Annotated in this window: 21 protein-coding genes and 4 pseudogenes; 16 read left to right on the top strand and 9 right to left on the bottom strand. The window is 43.8% G+C overall.

Translation table 11 applies throughout. The features are described from left to right. Positions 1–15 precede the first annotated feature (15 nt). Positions 16–624, bottom strand: coding sequence for a recombinase family protein (locus H7R46_RS18890; protein WP_004726718.1), 609 nt, complete (start codon positions 622–624; stop codon positions 16–18). A gap of 94 nt (positions 625–718) precedes the next feature. Between H7R46_RS18890 and H7R46_RS18885 the strand changes: the two genes are divergently transcribed. The 3 genes and pseudogenes from H7R46_RS18885 to H7R46_RS18875 all read left to right on the top strand — a co-directional run. Beyond that, the gene (locus tag H7R46_RS18885) at positions 719–3,685 is read left to right on the top strand and encodes a Tn3-like element ISAcsp1 family transposase (protein WP_004726714.1); all 2,967 of its coding nucleotides are present in this window, start codon (positions 719–721) and stop codon (positions 3,683–3,685) included. Between the two features lie 16 nt (positions 3,686–3,701). Beyond that, a pseudogene (locus H7R46_RS18880) lies at positions 3,702–3,920 on the top strand (ATP-binding protein); the annotation flags it as partial. A 120-nt stretch (positions 3,921–4,040) separates the two neighbouring features. Further along, positions 4,041–4,391 (top strand): annotated as a pseudogene (locus H7R46_RS18875) (recombinase family protein); the annotation flags it as partial. A 240-nt stretch (positions 4,392–4,631) separates the two neighbouring features. Here the strand turns inward: H7R46_RS18875 and H7R46_RS18870 are convergent. Continuing rightward, complete coding sequence (locus H7R46_RS18870; protein WP_004658508.1) at positions 4,632–5,711, bottom strand: AraC family transcriptional regulator; 1,080 nt, start codon at positions 5,709–5,711, stop codon at positions 4,632–4,634. 216 nt (positions 5,712–5,927) lie between these two features. Between H7R46_RS18870 and H7R46_RS18865 the strand changes: the two genes are divergently transcribed. The 3 genes from H7R46_RS18865 to H7R46_RS18855 all read left to right on the top strand — a co-directional run bounded on the left by H7R46_RS18865 (position 5,928) and on the right by H7R46_RS18855 (position 8,990). Further along, complete coding sequence (locus H7R46_RS18865; protein ID WP_004658513.1) at positions 5,928–6,248, top strand: 2Fe-2S iron-sulfur cluster-binding protein; 321 nt, start codon at positions 5,928–5,930, stop codon at positions 6,246–6,248. 49 nt (positions 6,249–6,297) lie between these two features. Further along, positions 6,298–7,689, top strand: a complete 1,392-nt coding sequence (locus tag H7R46_RS18860) for a cytochrome P450 (RefSeq protein WP_004658516.1) — start codon at positions 6,298–6,300, stop codon at positions 7,687–7,689. A gap of 86 nt (positions 7,690–7,775) precedes the next feature. Further along, positions 7,776–8,990, top strand: coding sequence for an NAD(P)/FAD-dependent oxidoreductase (locus H7R46_RS18855; protein ID WP_001193555.1), 1,215 nt, complete (start codon positions 7,776–7,778; stop codon positions 8,988–8,990). A 38-nt stretch (positions 8,991–9,028) separates the two neighbouring features. Here H7R46_RS18855 and H7R46_RS18850 read toward each other — a convergent pair whose 3' ends face one another. Next, on the bottom strand, positions 9,029–9,259 hold the full coding sequence (locus tag H7R46_RS18850; protein WP_004656998.1) for an IS5 family transposase: 231 nt from the start codon (positions 9,257–9,259) through the stop codon (positions 9,029–9,031). A 656-nt stretch (positions 9,260–9,915) separates the two neighbouring features. Between H7R46_RS18850 and H7R46_RS18845 the strand changes: the two genes are divergently transcribed. The 5 genes from H7R46_RS18845 (at position 9,916) to H7R46_RS18825 (ending at position 13,405) form a co-directional block, all read left to right on the top strand. Further along, positions 9,916–10,785: a metal-dependent hydrolase gene (locus H7R46_RS18845; RefSeq protein WP_000149466.1), complete on the top strand. Its 870-nt coding sequence runs from the start codon at positions 9,916–9,918 to the stop codon at positions 10,783–10,785. 83 nt (positions 10,786–10,868) lie between these two features. Then, positions 10,869–11,495, top strand: coding sequence for a TetR/AcrR family transcriptional regulator (locus tag H7R46_RS18840; protein WP_000952904.1), 627 nt, complete (start codon positions 10,869–10,871; stop codon positions 11,493–11,495). Further along, entirely contained in the window at positions 11,492–12,463 is a 972-nt protein-coding gene (locus H7R46_RS18835; RefSeq protein ID WP_000186299.1) for a BtrH N-terminal domain-containing protein, read from the top strand. The genes H7R46_RS18840 and H7R46_RS18835 overlap by 4 nt, the downstream gene beginning before the upstream one ends. 56 nt (positions 12,464–12,519) lie before the next feature. Further along, on the top strand, positions 12,520–12,984 hold the full coding sequence (locus H7R46_RS18830; RefSeq protein WP_000378064.1) for a PaaI family thioesterase: 465 nt from the start codon (positions 12,520–12,522) through the stop codon (positions 12,982–12,984). A 1-nt stretch (position 12,985) separates the two neighbouring features. Beyond that, positions 12,986–13,405, top strand: coding sequence for a PaaI family thioesterase (locus H7R46_RS18825; RefSeq protein ID WP_000029507.1), 420 nt, complete (start codon positions 12,986–12,988; stop codon positions 13,403–13,405). A gap of 91 nt (positions 13,406–13,496) precedes the next feature. Here the strand turns inward: H7R46_RS18825 and H7R46_RS18820 are convergent. Both H7R46_RS18820 and H7R46_RS18815 read right to left on the bottom strand, forming a co-directional pair. After that, a pseudogene (locus H7R46_RS18820) lies at positions 13,497–13,619 on the bottom strand (helix-turn-helix domain-containing protein); the annotation flags it as partial. 51 nt (positions 13,620–13,670) lie between these two features. Beyond that, positions 13,671–16,637 (bottom strand): Tn3-like element ISAcsp1 family transposase, encoded by a 2,967-nt coding sequence (locus H7R46_RS18815; RefSeq protein WP_004726714.1) that lies wholly within the window; start codon positions 16,635–16,637, stop codon positions 13,671–13,673. A gap of 94 nt (positions 16,638–16,731) precedes the next feature. On the opposite strand from H7R46_RS18815, the gene H7R46_RS18810 reads away from it, so the two are divergent. From H7R46_RS18810 to H7R46_RS18800, 3 genes and pseudogenes are all read left to right on the top strand, one after another. After that, positions 16,732–17,340 carry a recombinase family protein gene (locus H7R46_RS18810; protein ID WP_004726718.1) on the top strand — a complete coding sequence of 203 codons (609 nt, stop codon included), beginning with the start codon at positions 16,732–16,734 and terminating at the stop codon, positions 17,338–17,340. A 33-nt stretch (positions 17,341–17,373) separates the two neighbouring features. Further along, positions 17,374–17,619 (top strand): annotated as a pseudogene (locus H7R46_RS18805) (HNH endonuclease signature motif containing protein); the annotation flags it as partial. Between the two features lie 552 nt (positions 17,620–18,171). Next, positions 18,172–19,404, top strand: a complete 1,233-nt coding sequence (locus H7R46_RS18800; protein ID WP_009513514.1) for an ATP-binding protein — start codon at positions 18,172–18,174, stop codon at positions 19,402–19,404. A gap of 271 nt (positions 19,405–19,675) precedes the next feature. Here H7R46_RS18800 and H7R46_RS18795 read toward each other — a convergent pair whose 3' ends face one another. From H7R46_RS18795 to H7R46_RS18780, 4 genes are all read right to left on the bottom strand, one after another. Further along, complete coding sequence (locus tag H7R46_RS18795; RefSeq protein ID WP_000506885.1) at positions 19,676–20,005, bottom strand: DUF4236 domain-containing protein; 330 nt, start codon at positions 20,003–20,005, stop codon at positions 19,676–19,678. 88 nt (positions 20,006–20,093) lie between these two features. After that, positions 20,094–20,798 carry an IS6-like element IS1008 family transposase gene (locus H7R46_RS18790; protein WP_001067790.1) on the bottom strand — a complete coding sequence of 235 codons (705 nt, stop codon included), beginning with the start codon at positions 20,796–20,798 and terminating at the stop codon, positions 20,094–20,096. 543 nt (positions 20,799–21,341) lie between these two features. Then, positions 21,342–21,629, bottom strand: a complete 288-nt coding sequence (locus tag H7R46_RS18785; protein ID WP_000908082.1) for a hypothetical protein — start codon at positions 21,627–21,629, stop codon at positions 21,342–21,344. A 2-nt stretch (positions 21,630–21,631) separates the two neighbouring features. Beyond that, entirely contained in the window at positions 21,632–22,270 is a 639-nt protein-coding gene (locus tag H7R46_RS18780) for an AAA family ATPase (RefSeq protein WP_000585007.1), read from the bottom strand. A gap of 402 nt (positions 22,271–22,672) precedes the next feature. Here H7R46_RS18780 and repM point away from each other — a divergent pair, with 402 nt between their 5' ends. Both repM and H7R46_RS19390 read left to right on the top strand, forming a co-directional pair. After that, complete coding sequence (gene repM, locus H7R46_RS18775; protein ID WP_002046604.1) at positions 22,673–23,611, top strand: replication initiation protein RepM; 939 nt, start codon at positions 22,673–22,675, stop codon at positions 23,609–23,611. Between the two features lie 722 nt (positions 23,612–24,333). Next, complete coding sequence (locus H7R46_RS19390; RefSeq protein WP_153565456.1) at positions 24,334–24,477, top strand: hypothetical protein; 144 nt, start codon at positions 24,334–24,336, stop codon at positions 24,475–24,477. Positions 24,478–24,583 lie beyond the last annotated feature (106 nt).

Here is a 24,583-nt window from a genome sequence, read left to right as displayed (position 1 = left end):
GGAAAATATAGCACGCTAAGGATTTTCACTCCGACTTCTTTTAACGATATCCAACACGGTATTTTTGCTTAGATTGACCAGCCGACCGACTTGTCGATAAGAGTGTCCAGCAGACACCAACTCCAACACTTTAGGTGCCAGACGATCTGACTTGGTACGTTGACCAGGACGACGACCAAACACAACGCCCCGCGCTTGTGCCGCTGCTACACCAGAGCGCACACGTTCACGTAGTAAATCTCCCTCAAACTCTGCTAATGCAGACATCACAGAAGCCATGAGCTTTCCCTGAGATGTGGAAAGGTCAAACTGCAAACCTGTTTGTGCCACCAGAGATACCCCGAAATGCCCAAGATCTTGTAATGACTGTACGAGATCCACGGTGCTTCTGCCCCAGCGTGTCAATTCCGTCACCAAGATGGCATCGATTTCACGAGATTGCGCCATGGTCATCAAGTATTTTCTTTGCAATCTCTCATCCTTACTGCCTGATGCAGTTTCTTTCCAAACACCGACAACATCGTAGCCGCAACGATTGGCGTAGGCACGTAGGTCATATTCCTGTCGTTCGCAGGACTGATCGTTCGTTGATACTCGGCAATAAATGGCCGCATTCTGTCCCAATTGAACCTCCTTGCGAAATTGCAGCGCAAAGCTAAGCGTGGCGGTACAAAATAATGTACCTTTAATAGTTTAGTTTATTTGGGACTAATGAGCCATGCCGCGCCATTCTATTTTGTCGTCCACGGAATTGGGAAGCCTGTTCGAAATTCCAGATGATAGAGCTTTTATGCTTCAGCATTACACTCTGAGTGATTCTGATAAATCCATAGTCCATCAACATCGAGGGGCATCCAACAAGCTAGGCTTTGCAATTCAACTTTGCTACATGCGTTACCCTGGAGTGATATTGGGTATTAACGACGAACCATTCAAACCCTTACTTTTCATGATGGCTGCTCAACTTAGTATATCAGTGGACTGCTGGAATGATTATGGTCAGCGCGAGCAAACAAGACGAGAACATATTGCCGAATTGAAAAAAGTTTTTGGGTTCAAACTATTCACCTTGAGTGACTATCGGCAATCGGTCAATATGATGGTGGATTTGTCCCTTCAGACAGATAAAGGTCTTATTTTAGCCACAACTCTCGTTGAAAATTTACGACAAAAATCAGTCCTTTTGCCAGCTATAAATGCAATTGATAGTATTTGCGCAGAAGCAATCACATCTGCCAACCGCATAATTTATACTGCTTTGACGAGCTCACTTTCAGAAACTCATCGTCAAAATATAGATGCTTTGCTGAACCGTAAAGAGGGCAGCAAACTGACAATATTGGGGTGGCTTAGACAGTCACCAGCTAAACCAAACTCAAAGTACATGCTTGAGCACATTGAGCGGCTGAAGTGCTTACAAGCCATCGATCTACCTGAAGACATTGGAAAACACGTTCATCAAAATCGCTTACTGAAAATTGCTCGCGAAGGTGGGCAAATGACTCCTGCTGATTTGGCCAGATTTGAATCTCAACGTCGATATGCCACTTTGGTAGCAATCGTTGTGGAGAGTATGGCCACGATCACCGACGAAATTATTGACCTGCATGATCGCATTATTGGAAAGCTATTTGCTATCGCAAAAAATAAACACCAGCAACAATTTCAATCATCAGGTAAAGCGATCAACGACAAAGTGCGTTTGTATGGGCTTATCGGGAAAGCCTTGCTAGATGCCAAGCAAAATGGCAGTGATCCGTTTGCCGCCATCGAAACTGTTATTTCATGGGATGCTTTTGCAGCAAGTATTACTGAGGCAGAAAAACTGGCGCAACCCGAAGACTTTGATTTTTTACCACGAATTGGCGAGAGCTATGCAACTTTACGCCGTTACGCGCCAGAACTTCTTGCCATACTTAAATTGCGTGCTGCCCCAGCAGCAAAAGATATGCTTGCCGCTGTAGAGTTGCTCCGCAGCATGAATGTTGATAATACACGAAAAATCCCCTCTAATGCTCCAATAGCGTTTATCAAAAAACGGTGGGCAAGACTAGTCTTTACCGATGATGGTATTGATCGCCGCTATTACGAAATATGTGTGTTATCTGAACTTAAAAACTCGCTACGGGCTGGGGATCTCTGGGTACAAGGCTCTCGCCAATTCAAAGACTTCGATGAGTATTTAGTGACTGCTGATAAATTTAATCAGCTAAAACAGTCCAATGAGTTACCTCTAACCATTACTACTGATTGTGATCTATATTTGCAAAGTCGCCTTTCACTATTGGAGCAGAAATTAGCAATCATTAATCGCATGGCAGCGACCAACGATTTGCCTGATGCGATGATCAATCAATCTGGTCTAAAAATAACACCTCTCGATGCCGTGGCTCCTGATACAGCCCAAACTTTAATTGACCAAACAGCAATGCTGTTACCACATATCAAGATCACCGAATTATTAATGGAGGTCGATGAATGGACAGGCTTTACTCGACACTTCACTCATTTGAAAACGGATGACACTGCGAAGGATAAAGCGTTATTGCTCACGACCATACTGGCTGATGCAATTAATTTAGGGCTGACGAAAATGGCCGAATCATGTCCTGGTACAACTTATGCCAAACTCTCATGGCTACAGGCTTGGCATATCCGTGATGAAACTTATTCAACGGCATTGGCCGAATTGGTGAATGCTCAATTGAAACAACCTTTCGCTGAAAACTGGGGAGATGGCACTACCTCCTCATCAGATGGCCAACGCTTCCGCGCAGGTGGCAGAGCTGAAAGTACAGGACATATCAATCCAAAATATGGCGCAGAGCCTGGAAGGTTATTTTATACACACATTTCTGATCAATACGCACCATTTAGCAGTAAGCTGATCAATGTGGGCGTTCGTGATTCAACCTATGTTCTTGATGGGCTGCTGTATCACGAGTCTGATTTACGCATCGAGGAACACTACACCGATACGGCTGGATTCACCGACCATGTTTTTGCACTCATGCACATGCTAGGGTTTCGATTTGCACCACGAATTCGTGATCTGGGCGATACGAAACTCTATATTCCAAAGTCAGACATAGACTATGCCGCACTTAAACCCATGATTGGCGGCACACTGAATATCAAACAGATTCGTACTCATTGGGACGATATTTTGCGTCTGGCCGCATCAATCAAGCAAGGGACTGTCACAGCGTCGCTAATGCTACGTAAACTCGGTAGTTATCCACGACAGAATGGTTTGGCATTGGCATTACGAGAGCTGGGGCGTATTGAGCGCACACTGTTTATCTTGGATTGGTTGCAAAGCGTAGAACTACGCCGTCGGGTTCAAGCTGGATTAAATAAAGGTGAAGCCCGTAATGCATTAGCGCGCGCCGTTTTCTTTTATCGATTGGGTGAGATTCGAGATCGAAGCTTTGAGCAACAGCGTTATCGAGCCAGTGGCTTGAATCTAGTGACCGCCGCCATTGTATTGTGGAACACGGTTTATTTAGAGAGAGCGACTAACGCCCTACGAGGGCATGGTCGCACAGTCGATGATACCTTGCTGCAATATCTGTCACCGCTGGGGTGGGAGCACATCAATTTAACTGGGGATTATCTATGGCGAAGCAAAGCCAAGATAGGTGGTGGAAAATTTAGGCCATTGCGCGCAATTGAAAAACCTTAGCGTGCTATATTTTCCGTTTCCTGAGACGACCCCTATCATTACGACGAACTTGAGCTTCTCGGAATGGAGCAATGTATTTGGTGATGCTAAGTTGACGACTGCACTGCTGGATCGACTGACTCATCATTGCCATATCATCGAAACGGGTAATGAATCCTATCGTTTTAAGCAAAGCACGGAGGAAGCCAAGCAGCGTATAAAGAAACGAGAAGCAGAGAAAGGAGAGTTATTTTAACCGTCGATCAGTGAAGAAAAAGCAACAGCAATTGATCGATTTATCCACAGCAGTGTAGTACGCTACATTGCTTAAATGCCTGGTCAATATTCAACGAGCATCGCTGGTCAATATTAAGTGAGCGTCAACAATCTTGGGCATTTCGGGGTATCTCTGGTGGCACAAACAGGTTTGCAGTTTGACCTTTCCACATCTCAGGGAAAGCTCATGGCTTCTGTGATGTCTGCATTAGCAGAGTTTGAGGGAGATTTACTACGTGAACGTGTGCGCTCTGGTGTAGCAGCGGCACAAGCGCGGGGCGTTGTGTTTGGTCGTCGTCCTGGTCAACGTACCAAGTCAGATCGTCTGGCACCTAAAGTGTTGGAGTTGGTGTCTGCTGGACACTCTTATCGACAAGTCGGTCGGCTGGTCAATCTAAGCAAAAATACCGTGTTGGATATCGTTAAAAGAAGTCGGAGTGAAAATCCTTAGCGTGCTATATTTTCCGTTTCCTGAGACGACCCCTAACTGAAGACATTGACGGTGGATGGGCTGCAATGGGAATTAAAACCTCTACAGAGTTCACAGCGGGTTGCAAGCGTTGGGTTGAGTTGAGGTTATCGGATTGGAAGTGGAGGGCTGCCATATGATTGCCATCTCTGACATAGCGTTTTAAGGTATTTTTCTAGGGCGTATTGATGTTTCAACGTATTAACAATCATACGAACAACCTCATTCTCTCAGGTCATTTTCTTCTTGCCGATGGGTGATTTTTCGCCGATAAGCACTTGGTGATACACCAAACCAGCGTTTAAACGCGCGCCGAAAATTAGCAGAGTCGTGGTAATTCAGTAAGCTGGCAATTGCCTCGACCGATATTTGAGGGTCATGTAAATAACTACTGGCTTTCTCAGATAAAATCCGATCTCGAATCAGCCGGTAACTCGTGTTCTCTTTGACCAGACGTCTGGCCAGCGTACGCTTATTCATAAACAAGGCTGCAGCCAGATCCTCTTCACTCAGTTGCCCGAGCGGATAGGACAGCATGGCTTTTTGCACTTGGTAGGTGGTGCTGTGTTGTTGGGTCTTGAGCCGGTTGAGGATCATTTCGCATTGTTGCATCGCCAGCAGATAGCTATCGTGCTGCGCGGATGCATTGGCAATCAAGCACAACTCGGTCGGCACTCGGATCGACAGTTGTGGCTGATCAAACTGATAGGTACCGGCAAGATAATCCGCGTAACAGGCATGATGATCGGGGGCGGGATGGCTAAACTGAATCACCGCCTCGGTCAGCGGTCGTCCAACAATAAATTCGGCACATTCCGAAAAAATCACCGCAACAGTTTCGGACAGTAGCCGATGTACTGCATGACTCAAGGTCTGCTCAAAGAAAATCAAGCAGGTCGTCCACTCAGCATTGGTGTGTGTTTCGAGCCTAATCAAACTCATACGGGTCGGCAAAAAAGTTTGAAACGCTTGTAACACGGCCAATAAGTTCGGGCTGCTATTGATTAAAAAGCCCATCGAGCCATGTGTTGACGGCGTGAGCCGCTGCCCTAAACGCAAGCCAAACTGATCGGATGCGGACAACTCCAAGCTATTTTGTAAGATTTGAATCTGTTGGCTGGCCGTGATCATCGTGTCGTCACGCATCAGTTGTTCAGCGGTCAGCGTGGTGAATTTTAATAGTTTAGGTAGGTCACGCGCCTGCAAGTCCAGCTCTCGGCCAATCAGACGGGTATAGCTACAGGGGATATTAGCAGATTCACTTGTACTGGCGAGACCAGTCAGCAGACTTGGATGCAACATGGCTCAAACACCTCAATAACAGACCAGTATGAAAGAACATCGACTAGAAAAATGCAATCGACGATGGGGCTACAGCGCCATAATCGTCTTTTAATGACCCTATATTGTCAACAAGAGACCTGTAAGCAGTATGGATACATGTCTATTATGAGTAAAGAGGGATGGCTATTTTCATCGGCGTCACCAGCAGCCGTATACCACACAGGAGTAGTAATAATGGGTCAAATTACATTGATCGAGTATGACGGTACCGCCACCGTACTTGACATCGAAGCGGGCAAGTCGCTGATGCAACTGGCTATCGATCACGGCGTATCCGGCATTGATGGAGATTGCGGTGGCGAATGTGCTTGTGGAACCTGTCATGTGATCGTTGACGGTGCTTGGCTGGCGGCGACAGGACAGCCCAATGACGAAGAGGCGCGCATGCTAGAGATGGTACCAGAAGGTACGGCGTCGTCTCGTTTGGCGTGCCAGATTCAATTGTCCGATGCAATGGATGGCATGGTGGTGCATTTGCCTGAGTTTCAAATGTAGTGACGGCAGATTTCAACAGCTGTTAAGCATCATCATTGAGGAATGAATCATGAAAAACATGCAAGCCACACTAAACCAAATTTCAGCCCTGCTGCCGATACCCATGCATTTACAAGTGAAAGGCATGCAGGTGTTCCAAAAGGTCAAGCAACGGGTGACACAGGCGCAACCGTTCCCTGATTTTGTAGAAAAGCCAATCCCCGATGTTGCCACGCTCAAGCTCGAAGACATCGATATGAGCAATCCGTTTTTATATCGACAGCATCAATGGCAGTCATACTTTAAGCGGCTACGCGACGAGCGTCCTGTTCATTACCAAAAAAGCAGTCCATTCGGTGCATTTTGGTCGATTACCCGTTATGACGATATTGTGTTCGTGGACAAATCCCACGAGCTGTTTTCGGCGGAACCGGTGATTGTGATTGGCAAGCCGCCCGCCGGACTGGATGTGGAAATGTTTATTGCAATGGATCCGCCTAAGCACGATGTGCAGCGTCAAGCGGTACAAGGTGTGGTCGCACCGAAAAATTTAAAAGAAATGGAAGGGCTGATCCGCAGTCGGGTACAAGAGATTTTGGATGATTTGCCGCTCGATACGCCGTTTGATTGGGTGGAGCGGGTGTCCAAAGAAATCACCGCACGCATGCTGGCGACCTTGTTAGATTTTCCGTATGAACAGCGGCACAAGCTGGTGTACTGGTCTGATACGTTGGCGGGCAGCGCAGAAGCCACGGGCGGTGAGATTAGCGACAACGATGTGCTTTTTAATGCCGCCGCTGATATGGCCAAGCAGTTTGCCGCGCTGTGGCATGCCAAGGCGGCTCAGCAAGCGGCAGGTGAGCCGATGGGATTTGATTTGATTAGCTTAATGCTGAGCAATGACGATACCAAGGATTTGATTCACCGTCCGATGGAGTTTTTGGGCAATTTGGCCTTGCTGATTGTCGGTGGGAATGACACCACGCGGAACTCCATGACCGGCGGGGTATATGCGCTGAACCTGTTTCCTGAGCAGTTTGTCAAACTGAAAAACCAACCGAGCCTGATTCCAAATATGGTGTCCGAGATCATTCGCTGGCAGACCCCACTGGCGTATATGCGTCGCATCGCCAAGCAAGACATCGAGATGCACGGCCAAACCATCCGTAAGGGCGACAAGATCTTAATGTGGTATGCCTCGGGCAATCGTGACGAGCGGGTGATTGAACAGCCAGATGCGTTTTTGATTGATCGTAAAGGTGCACGCAATCATTTGTCATTTGGCTTTGGTGTGCATCGCTGTATGGGCAATCGCTTGGCCGAGATGCAGTTGCGGATTCTGTGGGAGGAGTTATTGCTTCGCTTCGACAATATTGAGGTATTGGGTGAGCCAGAGTTGGTGCAGTCTAACTTTGTGCGCGGCTATGCCAAGATGATGGTCAAACTGACTGCCAAAGCGTAGGTATCAAAATAGGCGACAGAGGCATTTTGCAACTGTCGTCGGCAACAATTGATGCTGTGCATCAACCATGAACTGAGTGAATTCATATGCAAACAATCGTCATCATTGGCGCAAGTCATGCTGCGGCGCAGTTGGCGGCAAGTCTGCGGCCAGATGGCTGGCAGGGCGAGATTGTGGTGATCGGCGATGAGCCGTATTTGCCGTATCATCGACCGCCGTTGTCCAAGACCTTTTTATGCGGTGCACAACTGGTCGATGAGTTATTGATTCGGCCAGCCGCTTTTTATCAAAAAAATCAGATCGAATTTCGGCACGGGCGGGTGGTTGCGATTGATCGGGCAGCGCGCAGCGTGACACTACAAGATGGCAGTACGCTTGCGTATGACCAGTTGGCGCTGTGTACCGGTGCACGAGTCAGGACGGTGTCGCTGGCTGGGTCTGATTTGGCAGGTGTGCATTATCTTAGAAATATCAGCGATGTACAGGCTATCCAGCCATTTGTACAACCCAACGGCAAAGCAGTGGTGATCGGTGGTGGCTATATCGGTCTTGAAACAGCCGCCGCATTGACCGAGCAGGGCATGCAGGTGGTGGTCTTGGAAGCCGCCGAGCGGATTTTGCAGCGGGTAACTGCACCGGAAGTGTCGGACTTTTATACGCGGATTCATCGCGAACAGGGTGTGACGATTCATACCGGTGTGTCGGTCACGGCGATCACGGGTGAGGGGCGGGCGCAAGCGGTGCTGTGTGCCGATGGTTCGATGTTCGATGCAGATCTGGTGATCATCGGGGTCGGGGTTGTACCGAATATCGAGTTGGCGCTGGACGCGGGCTTGCAGGTGGACAATGGTATTGTGATTGATGAGTATTGCCGTACCAGTGCGCCAGAGATTGTGGCCATCGGGGATTGTGCCAATGCGTTTAATCCGATTTATCAGCGGCGGATGCGCTTGGAGTCGGTACCAAACGCCAATGAACAGGCCAAAATTGCCTCGGCGACCTTGTGTGGCTTACAGCGGACCTCGAAGAGTTTGCCTTGGTTTTGGTCAGATCAGTATGATCTAAAGTTGCAGATTGCGGGACTCAGTCAGGGGTATGATCAGATCGTGATTCGGGGTGATGTGCAGCAAAGGCGTAGCTTTGCAGCGTTTTATTTGCAGGCGGGTCGCCTGATTGCGGCGGATTGTGTGAATCGTCCGCAGGAGTTTATGCTAAGCAAAAAGCTGATCACGGCTGGTACGGCGGTCGATCCACTGCGGTTGGCGGATGAGTCGATTGCGGTACAGGCGTTGATGGGGTAGCTTAAAACTACATCAGGCTAGATTTGCATTACGCTGATTCAGATGTTAATCAGAATGGCATCGATAGATACCTGTGAGAGCAAGTCAGGTGCAGCTTTGGCTTTGTGTAATTCACCACCCGTGATCGCAAACACGATGGGTAATCCATACCCATCTACGGCAAGATGGATCTTACTTGTCTTGCTACCTCGACTTAAGCCAATCGCCTCCTGATCGTGAGTTGCAGCACGTGCATTATGTTGATGTGCCTTGACGTAATTGCTATCCATAACCCCTACTCTATATCAGAGTCAGTAGATAAAACCCTGAGTATGCTTTGGAAAAAACCTTTTGCTGACCAGTCGTTGTATCTTTTGTAGAGATTAGGCTGCTGACCAAACTCAGTCAGGAGGTAGGTCTAGCCATGGACATTTCACCCACATTCTGTAGAGCATGGCTTCTACGGTGAGCCGTAAATTTGGTTTGTGATCAATGTCCTGTTGCTTGAGCATAGGAGAAATCTTTGCTCAATGTTGGTCGTTCAGCATAAAGCGTGGCATGGTGGACTCGGATGGGGAGAGCTTTAATTCTCTGAGTCTGCCTCCAATTTGCAATCAATATTTTCAAACGTCAACACACTCTAATGTAAAAAAACTAACATTAAAAAAACACCTCTGCCAAAAGGTCTGGTAGCTATATTCGATGTCAAAGATGATCTGGCTCACCTGCTGCGTTGTTAACTCATTCTATCAAATTTTGAGGACAGGCTTGACATTTGGTCAATCGACCAATATATATTCAAAATATGCATTTGGTCATTTGACCAATACCCGTTGAATTCTTGTGTGATATTTGCTGTGCCTGACCAAGGTGAAAAATATTGCTCAAGGTCAAATGTGATAGCAGGTTTACAGACATTCGATGCCTTTACAAGGAAACTCTCGCCATGACTCATATGATCAATATCCAGCCACGTAAGCCGCGGTTTGATTTAAGTGATGTTCCAGTTTTTTGGAACGACGGTGACCCGGTGTTAACACGCTTCTTTGATGCACTTTCTATTCACTTCCCCGATGGAGAGCGTTTTTTTATTCAGTCGGTGCGTAACTATCAGGATCTGGTCACAGATCCTAAACTGAGAGAAGATATCAAAAACTTTTTTCGCCAAGAAGCGCAACATGGCATTGTGCATGACCAGTATAATGCGGTGATGCAGTCGCAAGGCATTCATGTCGAAAAGGTCATCGCAAGATTCAAATTATTTATTCGGCTCTCCCAAAAACACCTGCCCGCCAAGTATCTGTTGGCCATGACAGCTGCCTTTGAACATATTACTGCTGTACTAGGCGAGGGTGCTATGGAGGGTGAGGGTGAGATGTTCAAGAATGCTCATCCCGCAATGCGTGCCATGTTCATGTGGCATGGGGTAGAAGAAGTCGAACACAAAACAGTAGCCTTTGATGTTTACGAAACAGCGGCAGGTGGGGGGTATTTCACCCGCGCATCTGCTTTGATTATCGGAACGCTACTGGTACATGCGGTGGTTGGCTCAGTTCTTTGGCATATGTTGAAAATTGACAAACTACAAGGTCAGCCATTGGTGCTTGCTAAGGGATTTTATCGCCTCTATGGACCACGTGGCCTGATTACCAGACTTATTCCACGCTATCTGGACTGGTTTAAGCCAGGTTTCCATCCTAGCGACACCGAAATCCCAGAAAAGGTTAATTCTTGGCTGGCTGAATATGATAAGCATCAAGACCCTATGGAAGCGTCACGAATTGTTTTTAATGTCCCCATTGCAAAAGCTGTATAGATCAGGAGAGACCGTGAAAGACTCGACTCGACTTGACCAAGTCGAGTAACCTGTCTTATTGATATAATGTTATGAGTCAAACTATGTTGAGTAGTGAATCTACGCGAGTCGAAGTTGCTGACCGCGAGAGAGTATTAGCCGCTTCTGCCAAGCTGTTTCGAGAAAAGGGTTTTGAGCGTACCAGTGTGCGAGAAATTGCCAGTGCTTGTGGTATTCTTCCAGGCAGTCTGCATTACCGCTATCGTAGTAAAGACGATATTTTGGTTGATATGATGCGGCTTGCTATTGAGAGAACTATTTACAGGATTGTTGAGGCGACTTCCGCGATTCAAGATCCACTCAAAAAAATGCAATCGGCACTGCAGACACATGTCGATATCCTTATGTCGGGTGACGATATGGTTTATGTGTTGTTGTTTGAGTGGCGCTCGGTACATGGAGTCGCACGTGAGCAGATTATTGCTGAGAGAGACAGATACGAGCGATATTGGCAGACAATTCTTGATGATCTGCAGTCTTATGGTTGTATCCGAAACGATGTGGATGCAGATCTGTTAAGACTGATTGGGCTAGGAGCAATAAACTGGGCTGCCACTTGGTATAAAGAAAATGGTAAGTACAATCTTGAACAGATCGCGGATGCGATATGGCAGATGATGACAAGAGGCATCCTTAATCCAGATTTTCACGAAGAGGCAAAAAACCTGTGACCAACTATAAGACTCCATCCCGTATCACGCACGCCATCGGGAGGCATTGTGGCAGCTCCGCAATTCGTGATTTGCTCGAGTTTAATGGGCTGAATATTTCCGAGGCCATGTGCTTTGGATTAGGCTCAGGGCTTGGCGTGACCTATTTGGAAATGGCTGACGCCCCTGTGCCATTTTTAGTGCATGTGCGGTCTTTGGGGTTTGAAGCGCGCGTATTTGAAAGTATCGGTATACCCTTTGAGTGGCAAACCTTCGAGTCACCCGAATCGGCAGCCACCGCGCTGGAGAAATGTTTGGATGCGGGTCACCCCACCCTGTTGCTGACGGATATTTTTTATTTACCTTACTTCAACAGCAGCACGCACTTTCCCGGTCACGCCATAGCCGCTTGGTCGAGAAATCCAGAGACAGGTGCGGTATTTGTCACCGATACCGAGCGTCCGAGTGTTTTGTCGGTGACGCGAGAGGCACTGACCCGCGCACGTTTTTCTACACAGCCCCCATTTATTCACTATGGCAATATGTTCACGCCCACCGCGTTTCAAGGCGAAATTACCCCCGAGATGATTACCGGTGTCATCCATGACAACGCCAAGTCATTAGCTGTGAGTGGCATATCGGCACTGGAAACATGGCTGGCCGAACTGAGTCGTTGGGGAGCCACAGGCGATTGGCACTGGACGACCCGATTTGCCTACCAAATTATTGAAAAGCGTGGCACAGGTGGCGGCGGCTTCCGCAAAATGTACGCTGAATTCCTTGATGAAGCGGTTCACTATGACGCAAGTGTACAGCAATATCGACTGCCCCTGTTAATGAGGGCTTGCGAAAAAGCATGGACGGCATTAGCCATGTGTTTGAAGTCTGCCTCGGAAAGCACAAACTTTCCATATGCCGCCATTGAAGAGGCCATTGTGGCGGTGATGCAGGCCGAACGTAATTATACAGATGCCGCCCTTGCACTTTGAGACGTGCCGCTAATTTTTTCGCAATAAAATCAGCCAGCAATGGCGGGAGTTCAAAAATGGACAGTAATAACACGGCACACCTGACCATGGCTAAGGCGTTTTTTGGTACTAATCACCCTTTATTCAATATGTTCAATATTAGTGTTGGTGCAGTGAGCGATGGTCATGCCGAGATGACGATGCCCTTCTCTGAGCAACTCTCTGACCGTAAAGGCTCACTGCATCGAGGGGCTTTGGTGACGCTGCTGGATACGACTTGCGGCTTATCTATTTTTTCGTCATTGCGGTCGTTAGAGCCGATTGCCACTATTGATTTGCGTGTCGATTTTTTGCGACGTATTCCCTCTGCGGTAGGTTTAAAGGCGATAGTGGATTGCATTGGTAGAACCGATACGGTGGCCTTTATCACGGGCCGAGCGGTTGCAGAAGACAGTGGTGAGCTACTGGCTACTGTCACTGGTTCTTTCGCAATCGGCACGATGGGACCCTCTTTTGACAGCAATGAAGCGCGAGGCGAGTGATATGAGTATAGTAAATCAGATGAGCGCGGAAACACCCCCACTAAAATTGTGTGACGAGCCTTTTGTCGATTTTCTAGGTTTTCGTGAGGAAATGCAACATGGAGAAATACAGTACTTTATGGACTTTCGTGATTCGCATATCGGCAACCCGATGATTGGCACGTTTCATGGCGGCATTCTCGCGAGTTTTGGTGAAGTGGCCGCCGCCGCCTATCTTGCCCGTCAGCGTGGTGATAATGAGCTGCCCTTATGCTCCACGATGACCTTTGATTACCTGCGGCCAGCATTTATAGGTACGTTACAGGCAGTCCCCAGTATTGTTCGTGCGGGTCGGCGCATTACGACAGTATCGGTTCAGTTACTACTTGATGGCAAGTTGGTTTGTATCGGTCGATTCCTGTTTACGGTTAGCAGCAAATAAAATTGGAGCAAGCTCAGTTCAGGATGCCGACCCTGTTTTACTCAGAAAAATTTTCAATAGATAGACAAATAATATCAAATAGCTGGAACTACTACTGATACCGATACAGCGTTGGCGCAGAAATCCCAAACTCCTTCGCCAATGCTCGCTTGGTTTTGTAGTCGCCAGATTCAAGACGTTGATGCAGCAGAGCCACTTGTTCAGGAGTCAGTGACGGCTTACGGCCCTTGTAGGGGTCGTCTCAGGAAACGGAAAATATAGCACGCTAAGGTTTTTCAATTGCGCGCAATGGCCTAAATTTTCCACCACCTATCTTGGCTTTGCTTCGCCATAGATAATCCCCAGTTAAATTGATGTGCTCCCACCCCAGCGGTGACAGATATTGCAGCAAGGTATCATCGACTGTGCGACCATGCCCTCGTAGGGCGTTAGTCGCTCTCTCTAAATAAACCGTGTTCCACAATACAATGGCGGCGGTCACTAGATTCAAGCCACTGGCTCGATAACGCTGTTGCTCAAAGCTTCGATCTCGAATCTCACCCAATCGATAAAAGAAAACGGCGCGCGCTAATGCATTACGGGCTTCACCTTTATTTAATCCAGCTTGAACCCGACGGCGTAGTTCTACGCTTTGCAACCAATCCAAGATAAACAGTGTGCGCTCAATACGCCCCAGCTCTCGTAATGCCAATGCCAAACCATTCTGTCGTGGATAACTACCGAGTTTACGTAGCATTAGCGACGCTGTGACAGTCCCTTGCTTGATTGATGCGGCCAGACGCAAAATATCGTCCCAATGAGTACGAATCTGTTTGATATTCAGTGTGCCGCCAATCATGGGTTTAAGTGCGGCATAGTCTATGTCTGACTTTGGAATATAGAGTTTCGTATCGCCCAGATCACGAATTCGTGGTGCAAATCGAAACCCTAGCATGTGCATGAGTGCAAAAACATGGTCGGTGAATCCAGCCGTATCGGTGTAGTGTTCCTCGATGCGTAAATCAGACTCGTGATACAGCAGCCCATCAAGAACATAGGTTGAATCACGAACGCCCACATTGATCAGCTTACTGCTAAATGGTGCGTATTGATCAGAAATGTGTGTATAAAATAACCTTCCAGGCTCTGCGCCATATTTTGGATTGATATGTCCTGTACTTTCAGCTCTGCCACCTGCGCGGAAGCGTTGGCCATCTGATGAGGAGGTAGTGCCATCTCCCCAGTTTTCAGCGAAAGGTTGTTTCAATTGAGCATTCACCAATTCGGCCAATGCCGTTGAATAAGTTTCATCACGGATATGCCAAGCCTGTAGCCATGAGAGTTTGGCATAAGTTGTACCAGGACATGATTCGGCCATTTTCGTCAGCCCTAAATTAATTGCATCAGCCAGTATGGTCGTGAGCAATAACGCTTTATCCTTCGCAGTGTCATCCGTTTTCAAATGAGTGAAGTGTCGAGTAAAGCCTGTCCATTCATCGACCTCCATTAATAATTCGGTGATCTTGATATGTGGTAACAGCATTGCTGTTTGGTCAATTAAAGTTTGGGCTGTATCAGGAGCCACGGCATCGAGAGGTGTTATTTTTAGACCAGATTGATTGATCATCGCATCAGGCAAATCGTTGGTCGCTGCCATGCGATTAATGATTGCTAATTTCTGCTCCAATAGTGAAAGGCGACTTTGCAAATATAGATCACAATCAGTAGTAATGGTTAGAGGTAACTCATTGGACTGTTTTAGCTGATTAAATTTATCAGCAGTCACTAAATACTCATCGAAGTCTTTGAATTGGCGAGAGCCTTGTACCCAGAGATCCCCAGCCCGTAGCGAGTTTTTAAGTTCAGATAACACACATATTTCGTAATAGCGGCGATCAATACCATCATCGGTAAAGACTAGTCTTGCCCACCGTTTTTTGATAAACGCTATTGGAGCATTAGAGGGGATTTTTCGTGTATTATCAACATTCATGCTGCGGAGCAACTCTACAGCGGCAAGCATATCTTTTGCTGCTGGGGCAGCACGCAATTTAAGTATGGCAAGAAGTTCTGGCGCGTAACGGCGTAAAGTTGCATAGCTCTCGCCAATTCGTGGTAAAAAATCAAAGTCTTCGGGTTGCGCCAGTTTTTCTGCCTCAGTAATACTTGCTGCAAAAGCATCCCATGAAATAACAGTTTCGATGGCGGCAAACGGATCACTGCCATTTTGCTTGGCATCTAGCAAGGCTTTCCCGATAAGCCCATACAAACGCACTTTGTCGTTGATCGCTTTACCTGATGATTGAAATTGTTGCTGGTGTTTATTTTTTGCGATAGCAAATAGCTTTCCAATAATGCGATCATGCAGGTCAATAATTTCGTCGGTGATCGTGGCCATACTCTCCACAACGATTGCTACCAAAGTGGCATATCGACGTTGAGATTCAAATCTGGCCAAATCAGCAGGAGTCATTTGCCCACCTTCGCGAGCAATTTTCAGTAAGCGATTTTGATGAACGTGTTTTCCAATGTCTTCAGGTAGATCGATGGCTTGTAAGCACTTCAGCCGCTCAATGTGCTCAAGCATGTACTTTGAGTTTGGTTTAGCTGGTGACTGTCTAAGCCACCCCAATATTGTCAGTTTGCTGCCCTCTTTACGGTTCAGCAAAGCATCTATATTTTGACGATGAGTTTCTGAAAGTGAGCTCGTCAAAGCAGTATAAATTATGCGGTTGGCAGATGTGATTGCTTCTGCGCAAATACTATCAATTGCATTTATAGCTGGCAAAAGGACTGATTTTTGTCGTAAATTTTCAACGAGAGTTGTGGCTAAAATAAGACCTTTATCTGTCTGAAGGGACAAATCCACCATCATATTGACCGATTGCCGATAGTCACTCAAGGTGAATAGTTTGAACCCAAAAACTTTTTTCAATTCGGCAATATGTTCTCGTCTTGTTTGCTCGCGCTGACCATAATCATTCCAGCAGTCCACTGATATACTAAGTTGAGCAGCCATCATGAAAAGTAAGGGTTTGAATGGTTCGTCGTTAATACCCAATATCACTCCAGGGTAACGCATGTAGCAAAGTTGAATTGCAAAGCCTAGCTTGTTGGATGCCCCTCGATGTTGATGGACTATGGATTTATCAGAATCACTCAGAGTGTAATGCTGAAGCATAAAAGCTCTATCATCTGGAATTTCGAACAGGCTTCCCAATTCCGTGGACGACAAAATAGAATGGCGCGGCATGGCTCATTAGTCCCAAATAAACTAAACTATTAAAGGTACATTATTTTGTACCGCCACGCTTAGCTTTGCGCTGCAATTTCGCAAGGAGGTTCAATTGGGACAGAATGCGGCCATTTATTGCCGAGTATCAACGAACGATCAGTCCTGCGAACGACAGGAATATGACCTACGTGCCTACGCCAATCGTTGCGGCTACGATGTTGTCGGTGTTTGGAAAGAAACTGCATCAGGCAGTAAGGATGAGAGATTGCAAAGAAAATACTTGATGACCATGGCGCAATCTCGTGAAATCGATGCCATCTTGGTGACGGAATTGACACGCTGGGGCAGAAGCACCGTGGATCTCGTACAGTCATTACAAGATCTTGGGCATTTCGGGGTATCTCTGGTGGCACAAACAGGTTTGCAGTTTGACCTTTCCACATCTCAGGGAAAGCTCATGGCTTCTGTGATGTCTGCATTAGCAGAGTTTGAGGGAGATTTACTACGTGAACGTGTGCGCTCTGGTGTAGCAGCGGCACAAGCGCGGGGCGTTGTGTTTGGTCGTCGTCCTGGTCAACGTACCAAGTCAGATCGTCTGGCACCTAAAGTGTTGGAGTTGGTGTCTGCTGGACACTCTTATCGACAAGTCGGTCGGCTGGTCAATCTAAGCAAAAATACCGTGTTGGATATCGTTAAAAGAAGTCGGAGTGAAAATCCTTAGCGTGCTATATTTTCCGTTTCCTGAGACGACCCCTTTTCGGCATTAACCAAGAGTCTGCTTAAGCACAATTTTCTGGTGGGTAATCATAACTTTTGCCTCATTTGTGATGGATTGATCTATCTTGATTCTACTGAATCGGATCATCGGATTGCCAAAGCCGTAGGTGGGCAAGGTGTTCTAGAGAATGGTCTGCTGGTTCATCCCATCTGTAATAGAATGAAATCAGATCTGAGTCTGGAAGAGATTAGAGCGGATTTGTTTGGTGAATTACTGTATTAATCAACAGAGCGATGAGCTCATTTTTGCAGATGTATCAATGATTAATCACATGATTTAACTTTTGATACATTCAGCCAATGTGGTTATTTTTAATTCAGTCCAGAATCACAACCAGAAACTAGCTGTAGTTTCTGAATGACCGTCAAGGTCCTTAGTTTCGCCCATAGATTCCCTCTGTGGGCTTTTTTTTTGATCAAAAATTGTATAGATGCTCTAAAATAAACCTTTTAGCATTTCATAAGCAATTAGGATTAAGGCTGAGACCATCAGCACAACAAAAATGAGTTCCACTCTAGTTAACATCTTAGTTCCATTTACTTTTCACTTAATTTATATAGCAGTTAACTCGTAGCATCAATGAAATAACATGACATGGAAAATAATCAAAAAGACAGAATTTGGATTTTGATCAGATCTGCATGTTTACATGCTTCTACAGTAGCTTTGAATGTTTCACTTAACCTTTAAACTTTTCTTAAAACTAAATATATTTACATATACATTCTAAAATTTGATAGAATTTATTAAAACTTTAGATTCTAAGTGTAAATAATGAGAAGCGCTAATATTCGACGTGATGGCTACTTAAAATTTCTGAATACATGGCAAGACCGTGATGTCATTAAAGTACTTTCAGGTGTGCGTCGCTCTGGAAAATCCACCTTATTGGCGATGTTTCAACAAGACCTAAAAGCACAGGGTGTACAAGCCGAAAACATCATTGCCATCAACTTCGAATTTATGGAATTTGAAGAACTCACCGATTACCGTAAACTACATGATTATGTATTGTCCAAAGTTGATAAAAGTAAAAAAAACTATGTTTTTTTAGATGAAATACAACATGTTACAAATTTTGAGAAAGTAGTCGACTCTTTATATGTTCGGGATTATATCGATTTATATATTACAGGTTCAAATGCATTCTTTCTAAGTGGAGAACTTGCGACGTTACTCACAGGACGCTATATCGAGCAACATGTTTTACCCTTGTCATTCCAAGAGTTTAAACAGTGGCATATTGAAAATAATCCGATCATCCAACAATTATCCAATCGTGATTTGTATGCCATGTACACGCACAGTAGTTTCCCCTATACGCTTGCCATGACTAGTCAGCAGGAAACCTATGATTACTTGCAAGCGGTCTATGCCAGTGTAATGTTTAAAGATGTTATTCCTCGTTTGAATACTGCTGATATTAACTCTCTCGAGCGTGTCGCAAGATATTTGGCAAGCGTGACAGGCTCACCCATTTCCATCAATAAAATTAAAAATACCTTTGTTTCAAGCGGGGTTAAAATCTCATTTGAAACAGTAAAACGCTATATTCAGGGCTTACAGGACAGTTTGTTATTTTATAGTGCCGCACAATTTAAAGTACGCGGGCGTGAGTTATTACAATCCTCTGAAAAATACTATTTAGTTGATGTCGGATTGCGCCGGATTATGTTGCCTGATGCTAATGCTGATCAAGGTCATATCTTAGAAAATGTGATTTATCTTGAGCTTGTCAGACGAGGTTATACGGTCTATGTAGGGCGGGTTGATGAATATGAAATTGATTTTGTTGCTGTCGATACTTTACAGAATTTAACTTATTATCAGGTGGCATTAGAAACGCTCAATGAGGAGACACTCAGCCGAGAGTTACGTCCATTACAGAAAATTTCTGATTCGTATCCCAAATATTTACTTACCTTAGACACGATAGGGGCTGAAGCAAATTATAATGGTATTGTAAAAATGAGTGCTCTCGATTGGTTGCTATCTGAAAATAAGTAAAGTTGAGGGTAGACATGAATACTCTTATTTATTGATTAAAACTCAAAGACTTTTCAGCATCATCCAAGAATGTATTCAAGCATAATTTCTGCTCCAATTGTGATGGATCGATTTACCTCGATTCGATTGAGTCAGACCCTCATGATTGAGCCAGAGTCGCTTACTGAAAGTAGCGAGAATTGCGCTGGAGTTTCTGAAGGATATTAATTCCTTAGTTTGCCCATTCATCCATCTGGGCATTTTTTTTGATTAAAATACAATGCGGTTCTTGCTAAAAAATGACGGCACCCACCATAAAACACAATATTCCAAAAATAATCCAAGGCCAGATCTTTGTCTTCGGTTGTTCTAAATTCTGAGGATTATATTCCGTGTGTTCTAGCGATGTCGGTTGTGGAACACGGGTCTTTTTAGAGTAAGGTTGGTGTTTAGAGTAAGATAGTCCCGTACCTGGAATGCCGACACTGGTTCGCGTACCTTTTTTCCCAATATTTAGAGAAGCACCAGGTTTGCCAATGCTGGCACTGCTGATGCCTTTATGGGTCAGATTAATTTTAAAACCCGGGAATAATTTAATACTTTTACGAAATCTAAAACCCATATTGCTCTCATTCTAAAACTTAGCTCAATTCACGCGGGCACTGTTGCAAATAGAGATTTGAGTCGATGAAGTTCCTTTTTAAAAGTGCTTAGAGACCGAAAACCCTGTTGATTAGACACACTTCACCTTGAGGCTGACCATAATAAAATGACGATGCTTGTCCTTTACGTAGTGCACGCATGACTTCAATACCTTTAATTGTGGCATAAGCCGTCTTCATAGATTTGAATCCTAATGTGGCCCTGATGATCCGCTTTAACTTACCATGATCACATTCAATGACATTATTTTTATACTTAATCTGCCTGTGCTCAATATCTACTGGACATTTTCCTTCTCGCTTTAACCGTGATAAAGCATGGCCATAGGTCGCTGCTTTATCTGTATTGATGACCCGTGGAATTTGCCATTTTTTCACCGTATTGAAGATCTTTCCTAAAAAACAATAGGCTGATTTACTGTTCCGTCTAGCGGAAAGGTAAAAGTCAATCGTATGACCCCGTTGATCAACTGCACGATACAGGTAAGTCCATCGCCCCTTCACTTTGATATAAGTCTCATCCATATGCCATGAATGTAAATCTGTAGGATTACGCCAATACCAGCGTAAGCGTTTTTCCATTTCTGGAGCATAACGCTGAACCCAACGATAAATTGTGGTGTGGTCAACATTCACACCTCGTTCAGCGAGCATTTCTTGAAGTTCACGATAGCTGATGCCATATTTACAATACCAACGAACAGCCCAAAGAATGATTTCACCTTGAAAGTGCCGACCATGGAAGGGATTCATCTGCTGTATCTCGAAATAAATAAGATATTTAGCTTATCATGTCAGCCTATTTGCAACAGTGCCTATGCGAGCAGTTACTTATACTGCTCTTTCTCATGTCCTAAAAGCCTTTGACCATGTCAAATCGCAACATTGAGGTTATCTTGTTTTGGAATAAGCGTGGTCATTGTATGAAAGTGTTGATACATGATGGACTGGGTATTCAAAGCTCTACGGTTGAAACAAGCAACATTTCACTGGACTCAAACTCATCATAGTGAAACAATTACAAGCATTGATTCAGAGTTTCGCTTGATAAAGAATTTGACAATGTGCATCAAACATCATGACATCAATTCAGTCAGCCAAGCTGAATAGCCTAGATCCGTGTCTGTGCAGAAAAGGACGCCTTCATATAAAATAACTCAAATAGATAAATTACCACCACACTGCTAGAGCCTGAGCTGAATTTAAAAATATCTATAGGGTTCACCGGGGACTTACAGTAAATTTAACTTGGATAAAAAATATCCCCCTTAAAAAAGTGGGATATTTTTAATTTATTTATTTATTTAATATTTCTTTTAATTCATCTGCACTATATGTCGATAAATTTTCTATAGCTGCTCGAACAATACTTGAACGATTTATTCTTGCATTTTGCCCTTTTACAACCAGCTCATCAATTAGTTTACTAATATCTTCATTGAGAGAAAAAGTGTAACGAATAAATTTTTTTTCACTTGATTCTAAAGCCTTTACCCTCTTTTCTGCACCAGATATAAATGCATCTAACATTTTATCTTGTTCAGTAGGTTCAGGTTTTTTGTTTAGCCCAGTTAAACCAGCCATAGTTATACTCCTAAAAACTCTCTTGCAATACTTTCAATTTCAGCTTTCGCTTTAGGATCACTATTTACTTCAAAAACCGAAAGCCCATTTTCATCTGCATCATCATAAACATTTCGATTTGTTGTGATTGAATTCAATGCATCAATACCAAATGATTTGCATGCCTCTTTTGCATCTAAAATTCTTTGAACTTGAGAAGGAAGAGTTGGACACTGAGTAATAATTGCTCTAGCTTTCAGATTTGGATTTACTGTCTTTGCTAATTTTAAAACTTGTTCCATATGATCTAAAGTTTTTAGATCTCTTCGTTTGGGTCTAAACGGCAATAACATATGTGTAGCTATAGTCATTGCTGAACGTAATGCTTCAGAATCCTGTCCACCTGCATCAATGATAATATCTTGGTATCTTTTATCTAAATCTTTTAAAACTGAACGTATATTCCCTGATGCTTGTACTGATGGAATATTATTTAATTCATCGTTTTCATCTCTTTCTTTGACCCAATCTGTTGTTGTTCCTTGAGGGTCAGCATCTAATAAGAGGACGTCTCTTTGACTTTGTTGTAAGTAAACTGCAAGATTTTGAGCTAAACAGCTTTTACCAGCACCGCCTTTTTCACCACCAACTAAGATAATCATAATTTATGTAAGTTACGTAAGTTTGTTTGTGTATAATTTAACGGTGATTTATGAAGTAATCAACTATCATGAAAAAAAAATTAAAAAAAAGTTATCCACAAAAGAATGGTCTTTTTGAATTTATATATATTTATTTAAATTTATTATTTATATCTCTGCTCAAAGCTTGACTAGCAAAGGGATACAGGAAGTATATGTTGACAAATTCCTACCAATAAGTTGACTTTTTCCTGTTTCTGAGTTGACATATTCCTACCAATAAGTTGACTTTTTCCTGTTTCTAAGTTGACAAATTCTGTGCATAAGTTGACAAATTCTTTTATTAAAAATACTTTCATTTGTGGACGTTAAGTAGTATTGTCAATATATCTATTTATAACATTTTCCTTAATATATCTCCCTATGAGTAACATAGTATATAAAGATAATAATTTGGTTGAAGCATCGTATTCACTAAATCTATCTGAGCAAAGGCTAATATTAATTGCGATCATTGCTGCTCGAGAAATTGAGAAAGAACTTACTTCTGATACTATACTTACGATTCATGCTTCTGAATACATGAAACAGTTTAATTTAGGACGTCAAGCATCTTATGAAGCGTTACAATCTGCATGTGATAATCTTTTTGAACGGCATTTGAATTATAAAGCAGTAGATCCTATAACTGGAAAAATAGGAATATACAAAAGTAGGTGGGTTTCAAAAGTTGGTTATGTTAAGGAAGAGGGATGCGTCCAACTAATTTTTGCACCAGATATTATCCCCTTATTTGTAAAACTTGAAGAAAAGTTCACAAGATATGAACTTAAACAAATCTCACCACTTACAAGCATTTATGCTATTCGCCTGTATGAGTTACTCATACGTTGGAGATCAACTGGTAAGTTATATATTTCTATAGATGAGCTTAGATCAAAACTCGGATTGATAGAAGATGAATATAAAAAGATGGGAGACTTTAAAAAAAGGGTTCTTACCGTAGCTTTAAATCAAATTAACAAATTTACGGATATTACTGTTTCTTATATACAAAAAAAGGAGGGAAGAAATATTTCAGAATTACATTTCATGTTTGAAGAAAAAGAACAAAATAAAACGAGTACAAGTGCTCCTTTAGAGCCAACTTATAAATTGACAGCTAAGCAATGTATATTCTTTGCTAAAAAGCTATGTGATATTACTAACTATCCAAAATTTGGTAATGATTTCGCACATCGTGGAGAGACTCTAGAAGACTTTCAGGAAAGGATATCAAGTGATCTTCTTGATAGCGATAATGTTAGAAAGTATTTTTCTTATTTGTTAGAAGTTGGTTATGCTCCTAAATACAAGAAGTAACCCTTTAGTTAATTGTCACTTTAAACAAAAGACCACGCCCTTTCATACTAAGTTTTTAATTAAGATTGCTTTCATGTGATTTTAATATGAATTAGCATAAGTTACATAACTTATGCTGGTTAAGTAACCACCTATCCTGCCTTTATAATTTATTGCTGCAGTTCTCATCATCATTGGAATAAGTGGACAGATTCCTGACACGGAATACTATAACTGAGGTCACCTAAATAGGATGCATAAGTTATGCAAGTTACGCCACTTAAATAAGTTAAGGCGCTAAAGCGATAAAAGCTACATGATAGCCAGTACTGAGCACTGGCGATCTAAGTCAATGCTGCAGTTCTCATCATCATTGGAATAAGTGGACAAATTCCTGACATGGAAATTGCAGCGAGATTGGCTAAAGTTACTGCACTGATTATCAGTCGAGATGTCGTTATTGATTATGCCTTATACGGAACTCCAGAATTAGCCCTCGTTGCGAACAACAAAGCCAGAAATCCTGCAGTTCCGCGGACGCTGATAAGTAGACAGATTCCTGACACGGAATACTATAACTTACATCACTTAAATAGGATGCGTAAGTTGTGTAAGTTACGCCACTTAAATAAGTTAAGGCGCTAAAGCGATAAAAGCTACATGATGGTCAGTACTGAGCACTGGCGATCTAAGTCAATGCTGCAGTTCTCATCATCATTGGAATAAGTGGACAAATTCCTGACATGGAAATTGCAGCGAGATTGGCTAAAGTTACTGCACTGATTATCAGTCGAGATGTCGTTATTGATTATGCCTTATACGGAACTCCAGAATTAGCCCTCGTTGCGAACAACAAAGCAGAAATCCTGCAGTTCCGCGGACGCTGATAAGTAGACAGATTCCTGACACGGAATACTATAACTGAGGTCACCTAAATAGGATGCATAAGTTGTGTAAGTTACGCCACTTAAATAAGTTAAGGCGCTAAAGCGA

This window comes from Acinetobacter sp. BEC1-S18-ESBL-01, from assembly GCF_014169935.1.
GTDB lineage: Bacteria > Pseudomonadota > Gammaproteobacteria > Pseudomonadales > Moraxellaceae > Acinetobacter > Acinetobacter pittii.
Note: the sequence above shows the minus strand (reverse complement) of the source record. Positions and strands in the feature narration are given on the sequence as shown.

Excerpts from the sequence above, each read along its gene's own strand:
- H7R46_RS19390 (WP_153565456.1), top strand. The coding sequence starts at position 24,334 with ATGGAAATTGCAGCGAGATTGGCTAAAGTTACTGCACTGATTATCAGT.
- H7R46_RS18800 (WP_009513514.1), top strand. The coding sequence starts at position 18,172 with ATGAGAAGCGCTAATATTCGACGTGATGGCTACTTAAAATTTCTGAAT.
- H7R46_RS18850 (WP_004656998.1), bottom strand. The coding sequence starts at position 9,259 with ATGGATAGCAATTACGTCAAGGCACATCAACATAATGCACGTGCTGCA.
- H7R46_RS18780 (WP_000585007.1), bottom strand. The coding sequence starts at position 22,270 with ATGATTATCTTAGTTGGTGGTGAAAAAGGCGGTGCTGGTAAAAGCTGT.
- H7R46_RS18885 (WP_004726714.1), top strand. The coding sequence starts at position 719 with ATGCCGCGCCATTCTATTTTGTCGTCCACGGAATTGGGAAGCCTGTTC.
- H7R46_RS18790 (WP_001067790.1), bottom strand. The coding sequence starts at position 20,798 with ATGAATCCCTTCCATGGTCGGCACTTTCAAGGTGAAATCATTCTTTGG.
- H7R46_RS18815 (WP_004726714.1), bottom strand. The coding sequence starts at position 16,637 with ATGCCGCGCCATTCTATTTTGTCGTCCACGGAATTGGGAAGCCTGTTC.
- H7R46_RS18840 (WP_000952904.1), top strand. The coding sequence starts at position 10,869 with ATGTTGAGTAGTGAATCTACGCGAGTCGAAGTTGCTGACCGCGAGAGA.
- H7R46_RS18855 (WP_001193555.1), top strand. The coding sequence starts at position 7,776 with ATGCAAACAATCGTCATCATTGGCGCAAGTCATGCTGCGGCGCAGTTG.
- H7R46_RS18865 (WP_004658513.1), top strand. The coding sequence starts at position 5,928 with ATGGGTCAAATTACATTGATCGAGTATGACGGTACCGCCACCGTACTT.
- H7R46_RS18785 (WP_000908082.1), bottom strand. The coding sequence starts at position 21,629 with ATGGCTGGTTTAACTGGGCTAAACAAAAAACCTGAACCTACTGAACAA.
- H7R46_RS18830 (WP_000378064.1), top strand. The coding sequence starts at position 12,520 with ATGGACAGTAATAACACGGCACACCTGACCATGGCTAAGGCGTTTTTT.
- H7R46_RS18845 (WP_000149466.1), top strand. The coding sequence starts at position 9,916 with ATGACTCATATGATCAATATCCAGCCACGTAAGCCGCGGTTTGATTTA.
- H7R46_RS18860 (WP_004658516.1), top strand. The coding sequence starts at position 6,298 with ATGAAAAACATGCAAGCCACACTAAACCAAATTTCAGCCCTGCTGCCG.
- H7R46_RS18870 (WP_004658508.1), bottom strand. The coding sequence starts at position 5,711 with ATGTTGCATCCAAGTCTGCTGACTGGTCTCGCCAGTACAAGTGAATCT.
- H7R46_RS18795 (WP_000506885.1), bottom strand. The coding sequence starts at position 20,005 with ATGGGTTTTAGATTTCGTAAAAGTATTAAATTATTCCCGGGTTTTAAA.
- H7R46_RS18825 (WP_000029507.1), top strand. The coding sequence starts at position 12,986 with ATGAGTATAGTAAATCAGATGAGCGCGGAAACACCCCCACTAAAATTG.
- repM (WP_002046604.1), top strand. The coding sequence starts at position 22,673 with ATGAGTAACATAGTATATAAAGATAATAATTTGGTTGAAGCATCGTAT.